The organism is Scandinavium sp., assembly GCF_032012665.1.
In the GTDB taxonomy this organism is placed as follows: Bacteria; Pseudomonadota; Gammaproteobacteria; order Enterobacterales; family Enterobacteriaceae; genus Scandinavium.
Window position 1 is genome coordinate 23831 of record NZ_DALZVG010000015.1, and the last position, 12030, is coordinate 35860.

General features: G+C 45.0%; 14 protein-coding genes. 5 read left to right on the forward strand and 9 right to left on the reverse strand.

From position 1 onward, the window contains the following. The 6 genes from RTU33_RS13215 to RTU33_RS13240 all read right to left on the reverse strand — a co-directional run bounded on the left by RTU33_RS13215 (window position 1) and on the right by RTU33_RS13240 (window position 6549). A complete protein-coding gene (locus RTU33_RS13215; protein WP_021463360.1) occupies window positions 1-873 on the reverse strand; it encodes a DNA adenine methylase in 873 nt (290 codons plus the stop codon). 88 nt (window positions 874-961) lie between these two features. Then, window positions 962-2434, reverse strand: coding sequence for a hypothetical protein (locus tag RTU33_RS13220; RefSeq protein ID WP_046623977.1), 1473 nt, complete (start codon window positions 2432-2434; stop codon window positions 962-964). Window positions 2435-2846: 412 nt separating this feature from the next. Then, window positions 2847-3317, reverse strand: a complete 471-nt coding sequence (locus tag RTU33_RS13225) for a hypothetical protein (RefSeq protein WP_205067597.1) — start codon at window positions 3315-3317, stop codon at window positions 2847-2849. A gap of 27 nt (window positions 3318-3344) precedes the next feature. After that, window positions 3345-4241 (reverse strand): SMEK domain-containing protein, encoded by an 897-nt coding sequence (locus RTU33_RS13230; RefSeq protein WP_205067596.1) that lies wholly within the window; start codon window positions 4239-4241, stop codon window positions 3345-3347. A 17-nt stretch (window positions 4242-4258) separates the two neighbouring features. After that, window positions 4259-5482 carry a site-specific integrase gene (locus RTU33_RS13235; RefSeq protein WP_205067595.1) on the reverse strand — a complete coding sequence of 408 codons (1224 nt, stop codon included), beginning with the start codon at window positions 5480-5482 and terminating at the stop codon, window positions 4259-4261. Window positions 5483-5685: 203 nt separating this feature from the next. Beyond that, window positions 5686-6549, reverse strand: coding sequence for a YicC/YloC family endoribonuclease (locus RTU33_RS13240; protein ID WP_312627951.1), 864 nt, complete (start codon window positions 6547-6549; stop codon window positions 5686-5688). 125 nt (window positions 6550-6674) lie between these two features. On the opposite strand from RTU33_RS13240, the gene rph reads away from it, so the two are divergent. Together rph and pyrE are read left to right on the forward strand one after the other, a co-directional pair. Beyond that, window positions 6675-7391, forward strand: coding sequence for a ribonuclease PH (rph, locus tag RTU33_RS13245; RefSeq protein ID WP_312627953.1), 717 nt, complete (start codon window positions 6675-6677; stop codon window positions 7389-7391). 76 nt (window positions 7392-7467) lie between these two features. Continuing rightward, on the forward strand, window positions 7468-8109 hold the full coding sequence (gene pyrE / locus RTU33_RS13250) for an orotate phosphoribosyltransferase (protein WP_312627954.1): 642 nt from the start codon (window positions 7468-7470) through the stop codon (window positions 8107-8109). Between the two features lie 82 nt (window positions 8110-8191). Here pyrE and slmA read toward each other — a convergent pair whose 3' ends face one another. The 3 genes from slmA to coaBC all read right to left on the reverse strand — a co-directional run bounded on the left by slmA (window position 8192) and on the right by coaBC (window position 10556). Next, window positions 8192-8788, reverse strand: a complete 597-nt coding sequence (gene slmA / locus RTU33_RS13255) for a nucleoid occlusion factor SlmA (protein ID WP_312627955.1) — start codon at window positions 8786-8788, stop codon at window positions 8192-8194. 120 nt (window positions 8789-8908) lie between these two features. Then, window positions 8909-9367 carry a dUTP diphosphatase gene (gene dut, locus RTU33_RS13260; RefSeq protein WP_312627956.1) on the reverse strand — a complete coding sequence of 153 codons (459 nt, stop codon included), beginning with the start codon at window positions 9365-9367 and terminating at the stop codon, window positions 8909-8911. Continuing rightward, window positions 9345-10556, reverse strand: a complete 1212-nt coding sequence (gene coaBC / locus RTU33_RS13265) for a bifunctional phosphopantothenoylcysteine decarboxylase/phosphopantothenate--cysteine ligase CoaBC (protein WP_312628041.1) — start codon at window positions 10554-10556, stop codon at window positions 9345-9347. The genes dut and coaBC overlap by 23 nt, the downstream gene beginning before the upstream one ends. 173 nt (window positions 10557-10729) lie before the next feature. Between coaBC and radC the strand changes: the two genes are divergently transcribed. The 3 genes from radC (at window position 10730) to rpmG (ending at window position 12028) form a co-directional block, all read left to right on the forward strand. Then, window positions 10730-11398 (forward strand): RadC family protein, encoded by a 669-nt coding sequence (gene radC / locus RTU33_RS13270; protein WP_312627957.1) that lies wholly within the window; start codon window positions 10730-10732, stop codon window positions 11396-11398. A 205-nt stretch (window positions 11399-11603) separates the two neighbouring features. Then, window positions 11604-11840 carry a 50S ribosomal protein L28 gene (rpmB, locus tag RTU33_RS13275; RefSeq protein WP_312627958.1) on the forward strand — a complete coding sequence of 79 codons (237 nt, stop codon included), beginning with the start codon at window positions 11604-11606 and terminating at the stop codon, window positions 11838-11840. Between the two features lie 20 nt (window positions 11841-11860). After that, window positions 11861-12028, forward strand: coding sequence for a 50S ribosomal protein L33 (gene rpmG / locus RTU33_RS13280; RefSeq protein ID WP_003024094.1), 168 nt, complete (start codon window positions 11861-11863; stop codon window positions 12026-12028). Window positions 12029-12030 lie beyond the last annotated feature (2 nt).

Below are 12030 nucleotides of genomic sequence, written 5' to 3' on the forward strand. Positions count from 1 at the left end.
TTAAGAAACGGTCTCTTTAATTTTTTTCTTCCCTAACTCCACGGATGGAATTTTTAGATTCTTTGAGAAAATGATTACTTCTGAGCCAACTCTTTTAGATTGTGCTGAATATTGCAGATCAAAATCAATTATTGTTTGTCCCTTGTATATCTCTTTGATTTGCTCCGTGTTGTCATAGGTTGCAATCCAATGCAAGATTGGCATCTTTAAGAGTTGATTTTTGATGTCAACATGATCCTGATGTTCATAGAAGTTTCTATAAAGTTCCTGTCCTTTAACATAATAAGGAGGATCTAAATACATAAGCGTATTTTCATGCGACTTTATGCTTAAATCTATTAGTAAATCCAAGGTGTCCTTGTTCTGTATTATTATCCTATCTTTATATGCTGCTATTCTTTTTATTCTATTAACTAAGTCTTCTTTGTTGAATCTTACGTCAAGTTTCCATTTACCAGCTTGAGCCTTTCCACCAATAACTCCGGCATTCAATATTCCAGAACGGTTTGTTCTGTTCATAAAAAATGCAGCAAAGCCTAATGAAAGGAGATCATCATAGCTGTTTGCGCTTAATATTTCCTTTTGCTCGTACCAAGTATTCATTGAAACTTCTGTCTGATGAATTTTTTCACAAAATTCTTCACAATTATTTAAAATTGAGTGCCAGAATGAATATATGGCCGGATCATAATCGTTAATCGTAACTTTATGGACATATTCTTGCATCAAGAGTTCGAGTGCGACACCAGCTCCACCAGCAAAAGGTTCAATGTAATGGCAATCCAAAAGGGAGTTATGCTTGATAATCCCTTTTAAGTAATAAGCAAGCTTACCTTTACCGCCTGGATATCTTAAAGGTGTATAGAATGCCATTTTTTACCGTTGATTAAGTATGATTTTTAGTCATTATAACATATCCATTTGTGTGTGGCACCCCTCGCTTGAAAGGCGAGGGGTTGTCTCATTTCCATATTGCCGAGAAGAGACAATGGAGATTGTCAAACTGGGTGTTTAACGAGCTTTTATCAGGAAGCGTGTCTTTATTATGCATGTATTGCTGTAATGAACCTTGGCTCACCGTTATGCTTGAAGATACTGACTGGACTGAGGATACCTGGCTATTTGTTAGAATTCCTTTGTCTTTAAGATCATTACTTACAGCAACGACTTTATCATGAAGTCCTTGTTGTTGTTTTTTTAGATTAATATTGTTTTTATCTAAATAGCAAATCAAAGATAATTCTAAAAATGCTCTAAATAGGACTGAAATGGACATCGGGCATTCATCATGTCTTAATTTACCTTTCAGTTCATCATATATTTTCCTGCATTTCTTATTGTCGAAATTATATTTTACATTACTTGGTATCAAATTATTTCGATTGGGATTGTGCTTAACACTTTGTTCGTCTTTCTTATTGCTGTTATGAGCTTTGTTTTCATTCTTTTGTTTTGATTCTGATTCTGTAGTTTCACTTTGTGAACTATTATTTTTATATTCATCGTTCTTTGAATTACTTTTATTATCTGATGATGAGTTAGAATGATATTTCTCCTCATTATCTTCTTTATAAGAGTTTGGATCAGATAATTCCCACAGCTTTCTGAGTTTTATGTTAGGTTTAGTAATATTTAACTCATTTAATACATCACGACGATCAGTTTTATGCCTTATTTTGTTAACGGTAAAAATAGGCCTACCCTTATCATCTACTTCCAACATAGCATTAATTATTTTTGATATTTCATCTATGAATCTTGCTTTATTTTGACTACAGAACAATTTTGCATTGATTACTTCAAGCCCAAGTGCTTCCCTAACATCTGGATCGCCTAATAAACGAGTAATATTCGTGATTTTCAATATGCTAAAATCTGATGGGACTTTTTCCTCAAGTTTTTTTTCGTTTTCCAAGAATTTTAAGAATTGGCTTCCAAATGATGAATTACCATTTTTTGACTGATATCTCTCTTGTTCTTTTGTATCCCAACGAACACGTCCTGCCCCATTATTTTGTCCACTGTGTTTTAAATTAACCCAATGTTCAAAATCTTCAGGAGTGTCAAAAACAACACAATCAATTTCATTTGGTAATTGATTACTAATTTGTATTATTTTTTTTATGCGCGATTTTAACTTTTCATCATCTGAAAGTTCTGGCTCCTGCAAGAGCTTCAAAGCCGTTAGGCGACGATTACCTTCAGCTACTGTATATGCTTTTTGGTTATCAGAAAGATCATTTTTATAAACAATTAATCGCTCAGAAGGATCTAATCCAAATTCTGATATGTCTTTTGCCAAAGCTTCAATCTTAACTGATTGAATTTCAATCATTAAGTTTACTGCTTCTCGTTGGCTTTCTACAATTCTTGGAAAGCGTGGGTTGTCTAAATCCAGTAAAAGGTTGTTGATGTGTATAGTATCAAAATTCATTTACTTCCCTGCCTTTTTTTAATAATTTCAAGAAGTTATGGTAAGTCCCAGAGATGTACGTTAAGTAATCAATTGTCTAACTTAGTAATTTACGTATAACGAAGCAGAGTTTCAATTTTTTTCATCCCATAAGATGAATTCAAACAATAAGTACTTAACTCATTGATTATGGTGTATTTTATATTTTATGAAAAGAACGTCAACGTCTTCAAGTTGTTCAAAAGCTCTCAGACCTGACGTGAACGAAATCCTACCAAGCTCCGATTTTGAATTTCTTACTTGGATTGGTAATAGGTATAGTAGTGGACAACATAATATAGCTTCGCAACAATACCTCTTGCCATGTATTTTTAGGAGCTGAATGTTATTGATTTAGGCATGATATAATTGAGTATCTTTTAAAGATTATTGCTCATGTTTCCATTTTTGTGATGTTAATCAATGGTATCGGCGCATTAATACTTAAGTCATATAAATCATCTATTAATGGGATGCTTACAAAGACTAAATCAACCTTCTCGTCAATAATATATTTATACATAAAGCAGGACGGGCATGATGTTAAAAAACGTAATTCCGTTTTTGTCATTCCTGCTTTGAAAGCCATACTATTAAATTTATCCAACACTTTTTGTTCAATGTCAAAATACTCATCCTTATGTATCCCTGTGCTTTCCAAAATATAATTGTTATTATCTACCTTTGATACAATGAATAAGGTATTGTCTGGCTCGTTTTCAATAACAGGGAAATTACCACTCTTCCTATAAATTATATTGTTTTCTAATTTAAAGAAAAATGTTTTATTTTTATAATTAATAGTTTTATGCTTTGTAAAATGGATGTTTGTTTCCTCCCATCTTATATTTATTTTGTATTTCATTTAATCCCCTTTTTATCATTTGTAGGGCTATGTATTTTGTCTTAACAACCCCTCTATTTTTGATACTGTTTTATTGAATATGTCTTTTTTATTCGTTGCATTTATCCAGTCTTGCAGCGATATATCCGAACCTGGATTTCTGCGCTTTGTGTATATTCGTGTAAAATCAATTGTGTCTGATGCATTTGCTATAATTTCATTGACAGAATTTATGATGTCAGTATCCAAATGAATTCTGTTCATTCTTAAAAATAATAACAATTCTGAAATCGCTTTTAATGAATTTTCAAGCTCTTGAACAGGGTCGTAAACTCTCAATCCTGTAGGGTCTGGTTCAAGTGCGTAATTTACATGATTTGATAAAGTGCTAATACGATTCCATAATTCAGTTCTTTCTGATTTTTTTGTGCTCGGAAAATCAATGTATTCACTAACATTTGAGACTAAAGTGTCTAAAGAGTTTATATCTAAACCCCTAGCTTTTGCTATTATGTCTCTTATAAGAAATACATTATTTTCAATGTTAAAATCAAATTTATTTTCTGTGTTAAAGGTACCTTTATAATAATCTTCTTTTCTACCATTATCGATAATTAGAAAATATAGTTTATTGTATTTCAGATAATGGTTTTTCTTAATAAAATTATCAATCGTTGATTGTATTTTTACTTTATCTGTCCTTACGGTAACTTGTATTGCGATACTCTCTTTTTCATCGTATAAATCTATTGTATCCTGATTTATTTTATCAATATTTGTGTTTGTTAAACTTATACCAAATAGATTATTTCCAATTTTTAAATAAAGATCTTCAGATAGCACTGCTCCATCATTCAAACCAATTGCTGTCAAGTTTTTCATTGTGTAAGCATGAGTACTCAATAAATCCGTAAGTTTTTTTAACAAGACTTCATTCTTCATCATGACGGTTTTTCCTTTTGCTAACAGCTATTCTTAGTATATTTTTCAAATGTTCCAGCTAACTTCTTAAGAGCATCTTTTCTTTCTTCAAAGTAATCATATCTGTCATAAATAGCTTCTACACCCTTCAGCTTGTGGTTCAGACATCTTTCTGCGACATGTGGGGGAACAGACAGTGATGCAAGTAAACTTCTGCAAGTCCTTCGTAAGTCATGGACTGTGAAATATTCAATATTACCCATTACATTAGGTGGTTGCTTCCTCTTACCCGGTTCTACCCCGAATAGCTTGGCTATCGCCCTGTTGAGGGTATCTTTTCCCATATGTAGATTCTTACTGGATCTGCGGTTAGGAAAGACATAATCAGAACCAAAAGCTCTGACCTTTAGCTCTTTTAACATTTCAATTGCCAGTGGTGGTAGCGGAATCACAATGCCCACTCCTGACTTACTCCTTTCTTTTGGTAAAGACCATTTTTTCTCATCCAAATCGAATTCTGCCCAAGGAGCCTCGGTTAGCTCACTTTTGCGAACAGCAAGGAGTAGTAGCAGAGCACAGGCAAGGTAGTTATCACGAGAGAAGCTGTCAGAGTGTTCTCTGAAAACTTTAAACACCTGACCAATTTCTTCCAGACTTAATGCTCTTTCTCTGCTTTTTTCGATTCCACCTGCATCATTGACCTTGAACGCCATTGCTGGGTTGCTCTGAAGCAGCCCAAGCTTAATGCCGTGGTCAAAGAGTTGCTTCATGTAGAGTAGGGCATCGTTTGAAATGGTTGGCCTTCCGCTATCTGTAATTTTTTGCAGAATTGACCGGATATCAATGGGGGTTATCTTCGTCAAAGAAAGTTGACCAATAGTAGGGGCAATATCCTTCTTGTATACCCTTTCTGGGATTTGTGGATGCTTCAACCGCCTAACCAGGTCTTTGTGCCAGTCTTCAAACAATCCATCTACCGTTGTGATTTGCTTCGGTCGGTTAAGTTTCCGTTCAGCAATAGGATCATCTCCGGTGGCAACTTTTCTTCGAGTATCCTCAGCGAGGCTACGTACCTCAGACAGAGATAGATGGGATACCTTGCCAAGTGTGAGTTCTCGTCTCTTAGAGCCGATTGTGTATCGAAGCATCCAATACGCCTCACCTTTTTGTGGGACTTTCAGGTACAAGCCTCGCCCATCTCCAAACTTCCCCGGTTCTCCTGCTTTGATGAGAGCCTGAACCGTCCTGACAGTGAGTGAGGCCATATACCTATCCTGATTAAAAATCGTCGTGGGGGGTATATGGTTATAAACTGCCAGATGAGACTAGTAAAGCAAAAGCGCTCCCCGTTTTACTCCCCACTTATTGGTGGTTTTTAATGTATCTAAGTGGTCTTTAATAGACTATGATTTAAATAAAAAAGCCCATTTAACATGGGCTTATGTATCTCAGTGGACTTTAAAAGAATTTACTCGATATTTTGAATCTGCTCGCGCATTTGCTCGATCAGCACCTTCAGCTCAATGGCTGAAGCAGTAACCTCTGCATTAATGGACTTAGATGCCAGCGTGTTTGATTCGCGGTTGAACTCCTGCATCATGAAGTCGAGACGACGGCCAACGGCTTCTTTTTTCTTCAGGATGTTCCAGGTCTCTTTAACATGGGCTTCGAGGCGGTCCAGCTCTTCGGCCACGTCGATGCGCTGAGCCATCATCACCAGCTCCTGCTCAAGACGGTTGTTCTCGAGCTGAACCTGAGCCTCTTCGAGTTTTGCAACCAGGCGCTCACGCTGCCACTGGAGGATTTCTGGCATATGAGCACGGACTTTAACCACTTCCGCACTCACACCGTCAAGTCGCTGTTCGATGAGTGTTTTCAGCGCCTTGCCTTCGGTTTCACGCGCCACAATGAAGTCATCGAGAGCACCATCCAGGGCGGACAGAATTTCAGCGGTGATGGCATCAAGGTCCTGCTCCTGAGCAGCCATGACGCCGGGCCAGCGCAGAATGTCGACCGGGTTAATCTCACCCTCATCGCTCTGCATTTTGACCCAGTTAGCCGCGTTGACCAGCTGCCTGGCGAGGTTTTCATTGAGGATAAGCTCCCCTTGTGCGCCGGGATCCTGCTCAAAGCGCAGGGTACATTCAACTTTGCCGCGCGTCAGGCGGGTACGGATACGTTCGCGTACTACAGGTTCAAGGCTACGGAACTGTTCGGGCATGCGGAAGTAAGTTTCGAGATAACGCTGGTTTACCGAGCGCAGTTCCCACGCGGCGCTGCCCCATGTGCCCTTGATTTCACGGCGGGCGTAGGCGGTCATACTGCGGATCATAGACGTTCCTGTTTTTAAAGGAGAGATGGGGGGATTATAGCTACCGGGGCTTTCTCATGATAGGAATAAGCGCGTTTAATCCGTATAATGCGCAGCCACATTCGTTTTAAGCCGGAGATTTCATCATGCGTCCAGCAGGCCGTAGCGCTCATCAGGTGCGTCCCGTAACCCTGACCCGTAACTACACCAAACACGCTGAAGGCTCTGTGCTCGTCGAATTCGGTGACACCAAAGTGCTCTGCACCGCCTCCATTGATGAAGGCGTACCGCGTTTCCTGAAAGGTCAGGGCCAGGGCTGGATCACCGCCGAATACGGCATGCTGCCGCGTGCGACCCACACCCGTAATGCCCGCGAAGCGGCAAAAGGGAAGCAGGGTGGCCGTACCATGGAAATTCAGCGCCTGATTGCCCGTGCCCTGCGTGCGGCCGTGGATCTGAAAGCACTGGGCGAATTCACCATCACTCTGGACTGTGACGTGATTCAGGCCGATGGCGGCACGCGCACAGCTTCCATTACCGGTGCCTGCGTGGCACTTGCTGACGCACTGAACAATCTGGTTGTTGCAGGCAAGCTCAAAACGAATCCGATGAAAGGCATGGTTGCTGCGGTTTCCGTCGGAATTGTGAACGGCGAAGCGCTCTGCGACCTGGAATACGTCGAAGACTCCGCCGCCGAAACGGACATGAACGTGGTGATGACCGAAGACGGTCGCATCATTGAAGTGCAGGGCACGGCAGAAGGCGAACCGTTCACCCATGAAGAATTACTGACCCTGCTGGCGTTGGCCAGAGGGGGGATTGAATCTATTGTCACGACGCAGAAAGCGGCGTTAGAAAATTGATATTAAGGGCGACGATGTCGCCCTTTTTTTTGTCCACAGAAAAGCAAAACAGAAAAGTAAGATGAGGAGCGAATCCATGAAACCGTATCAGCGCCAGTTTATTGAGTTTGCGCTTAACAAGCAGGTATTGAAGTTCGGCGAGTTCACGCTGAAATCCGGGCGCAAAAGCCCTTACTTTTTTAATGCCGGGCTGTTCAATACCGGCCGTGACTTAGCTCTGCTGGGCCGCTTCTACGCTGAGGCGTTAGTGGATTCAAAGATTGATTTCGACTTGCTGTTTGGCCCGGCATACAAAGGGATTCCGATTGCCACCACCACCGCAGTGGCGCTGGCGGAACATCACGAACGTGACGTTCCGTACTGCTTCAACCGTAAAGAAGCGAAAGACCACGGGGAAGGCGGCAATCTGGTCGGCAGCGCGCTCGAAGGGCGTGTCATGCTGGTGGATGACGTGATCACCGCAGGCACTGCGATTCGCGAATCCATGGAAATCATTCAGGCGAACGGTGCGACGCTTGCGGGCGTGCTGATTTCACTGGATCGTCAGGAGCGCGGACGTGGCGAAATTTCTGCGATTCAGGAAGTGGAACGCGACTACAGCTGCCAGGTGATTTCCATCATTACCCTGAAAGATCTGATTGCCTATCTGGAAGAGAAGCCGGAAATGGCTGACCATCTGGCGGCGGTTCGCGCTTATCGCGAAGAGTTTGGCGTATAAGGAAATGCCCGGTGGCGCTGTGCTTACCGGGCCTGTGAAACCCACAGGCCGGATAAGACGAAGCCGGCATCCGGCAGCAATGTTACTGCAGCTGTGCGGCCACTAAAGGCCAGCGGGCGTCAAAATCATCCGTCGGACGGTATTTGAATTCACTGCGCACAAACCGGGAAAGCATCCCTTCGCAAAACGCCAGTAGCTGGCTCGCCAGCAGCGTTTCGTCCATGGTGTAGCCTTCACCTTCACGCATTTTCTTTTCGCGGAGCACCTGGCGCAGCTGAGCTTCAATACGTTCAAAAAGCTGATTGATGCGGCCCTGCAGTCTGTCCTGCTCAAACATCAGGGCGTGGCCGGTGAGAATGCGCGTCAGGCCTGGGTTACGTTCACCAAAGCCAAGCACCAGCAGCACAATCAGGCGCAGGCGAGCGCCGGTATCTTTCTCATCTTTCAGAATCAGATTAATGCGCGTAATCAGGCTGTCTTCGATAAACTCAATCAGGCTGTCGAACATCCGGGTTTTGCTCGGAAAATGGCGGTACAGCGCGGCTTCAGAAACGCCAACGGACGCCGCCAGTTTTGCGGTTGTGATACGTTGACTGCCGTCACTGGATTCAAGCATCAGCGCCAGAGATTGAAGTATTTCTTCGCGACGATTCCTTTTCGCGGTTTGTTTTTCTGCCATGTTGTCAAATACCCCTGAAAATAAACACTCGCCAGGCGCACATCCACACAGTGACCGCAAACGGTCGCTTGCGGTGATGTTATTGCATTATTTCGCTGCAGGATGCTGCTTCAGAACGGCTTATTTGCGCCCTGAATGGCCGAAGCCGCCTTCGCCACGATCGGTGGCGTCAAACTCTTCCACCAGGTTGAATTCTGCCTGAACGACGGGCACGAACACCATCTGGGCAATACGCTCGCCCGGTTCGATTGTGAAGCTCTGCTGGCCACGGTTCCAGACGGAAACCATCAGCTGGCCCTGATAGTCAGAATCGATAAGACCCACCAGGTTGCCGAGCACCACGCCATGCTTATGACCGAGGCCAGAACGCGGCAGGATCACGGCCGCCAGAGACGAGTCGGCAATGTGAATGGCCAGACCGGTTGGCAACAGCGTGGTGGCACCTGGGGCCAGTTCTACGGCGTCATCAAGACAGGCTCGCAGGTCAAGTCCGGCAGAGCCGGAGGTGGCGTAAGTCGGCAGCGGGAATTGCTCGCCAACGCGCGGGTCCAGAATCTTAACGTCGATTTTTTTCATCATAACGGGTCACGATCTCGTCCAATAGTAGTTGGCCCAGGAGTTCCTTTCGCGCAAGCGGTAAGACTTTATCTCCATCCTGCCAGAAAAGGTGTAAAGCATTGCTATCGCTATTAAATCCTTGATTTTTCTGCGACACATCGTTGGCGCAAATCAGATCAAGGTTCTTGCGGGCTCGTTTTTGCTGCGCATATTCTTCCACATTATTCGTTTCTGCGGCAAACCCTACGACATAAGGACGAGAAGTTTTCAGCGCGGCTACACCGGCAACGATATCCGGGTTTTTCACCATTTTTATCGTTAATTCATCGCCTTGCTTTTTGATTTTCTCATCAGCAATGGCCGCGGCGCGGTAGTCCGCCACGGCGGCACAACCAATGAAAATGTGCTGCTTCTGAACGTTCTGCTGGACCGCCGTTTCCATCTCCAGCGCGGTGGTAACGTCAAGGCGCTGAACAAAGGGTGGCGTCGCCAGTGATACCGGGCCGCTAACCAGCGTGACGTTCGCCCCGCGCTGTGCTGCGGCAGCGGCAATCGCGAATCCCATCTTCCCGGAGCTGTGATTAGTGATGTAGCGCACCGGGTCCAGCGGCTCCCGGGTGGGGCCAGCGGTAATCATGATATTGAGATGTTGCAGATCTTTGACAGGAGAAAAATGCGCAGCTGCCATGTCGACAATCACCAGCGGATCGAGCATGCGACCAGGACCGACATCACCGCAGGCCTGGCTTCCGCTGTCCGGGCCCCAGATCAGCAGACCCCGCGAGGAGAGGGTCTCCAGATTGTGCTGCGTGGCCGCCGCGCGGTACATCTGCTGATTCATTGCGGGCACTACGGCAACGGGTGAAGGCGTGGCCAGGCAAATGGTGGAGACTAAATCGTTCGCCATACCCGCAGCAACGCGGGCGATAAGGTCGGCGGTGGCCGGCGCCAGAATAACCAGATCGGCCCATTTCCCGAGTTCAATGTGGCCCATAGCCGCTTCAGCGGCCGGATCCAGCAGGCTGTCAGATACCGGGTAGCCGGAAACGGCCTGCAGGCTCAGTGGAGTAATGAAGGCTTTTGCTGCTTCGGTCATGGCGACACGAACATCGGCGCCTCGTTCACGCAAACGACGCACCAGCTCCGGCGTTTTATACGCAGCAATACCGCCGCTGACGCCGAGAACGATTTTTTTACCGGCCAGGCTCATCATGATGCTTTCCTGTGAAGGAGAGTGGAATTCGGCCATTTTATCACAATCCCTCTGCTGTCGTGATGCAAAGGAAAATTCACTTTGCGAGGCGCTACGCAACTTTTGCAAGGGTGCGTCGTCAGGCGAAAGGTAGCCATGGCACTATAAAGCACGGCTGTAGGGGGAGAGGTATGAACACGATTGAGTCAATGTTGCCGCGCGAAAAGATGCAGATTGACGGCATTGATAAATTATCTGATGTGGAGCTGCTGGCGCTGTTCCTGCGCACCGGTACGCGGCGGTATGGAGTGCTTTCCTACGCGGAACATTTGCTCAACCACTTTGGTTCACTGCATGGGCTACTTTCGGCTCGTGAACAAGATTTGCTGCAAATAGAAGGCATTGGCATCGCTAAATACGCCCAGCTTAAAGGCATTGCCGAACTGGCGCGGCGCTTTTTTAACGTTCGCCTGATGGTCCTTGATGACCCGCTCAGCAGCCCGGATATCACCCGGGAATTTCTGCAAAGCCAGCTGGCGCATGAAGAACGTGAGATCTTTCTGGTCATCTTCCTGGACAACAAAAATCGGGTTCTTAAGCACTGCAGGCTGTTCAGCGGCACCCTGAGCCATGTGGAGGTGCATCCCCGCGAGATAGTGCGTGAGGCCATGAAGGTCAACGCCGCTGGTCTGATCCTCGCACACAATCATCCGTCAGGCAGCGCACAGCCCAGCAAAGCGGATAGAATCATTACGGAAAGAGTGATAAAGTGTTGCAACTTCATGGAGATAAGCGTCCTCGATCACCTGATTGTCGGCAAAGGTGAAATAGTTTCCTTCGCCGAAGAGGGCTGGATTTAGCGATCCATCGGGATCTTTGTCTGTTCGGGACTTGAGCACACCGCGGAGTCAGCGTATACTACGCCACCTTTGAGAATCTCGGGTTTGGCATTTGGGCCTGGCAATTGTAGGTTCCTTAGAACTTGCGATAACCGGGCTGTAAAGCCTGACGAGGCGCCAATACCCCATACGAAGCTCGAGCTAATTTGATTTTTGGAGAATAGACATGTCCCGAGTCTGCCAAGTAACTGGCAAGCGTCCGGTGACCGGTAACAACCGTTCCCACGCACTGAACGCGACTAAACGCCGTTTCCTGCCGAACCTGCACTCTCACCGTTTCTGGGTTGAGAGCGAGAAGCGCTTTGTCACCCTGCGTGTATCTGCTAAAGGTATGCGTGTTATTGATAAGAAAGGCATCGATTCAGTTCTGGCTGACATCCGTGCCCGTGGCGAAAAGTACTAAGTACTAAGAGGAATTAAATCATGGCTAAAGGTATTCGTGAGAAAATCAAGCTGGTTTCTTCCGCTGGTACTGGTCACTTCTACACCACCACGAAGAACAAGCGTACTAAGCCGGAAAAACTGGAACTGAAAAAGTTCGATCCAGTTGTCCGTCAGCACGTTCTGTACAAAGAAGCTAAAATCAAATAATT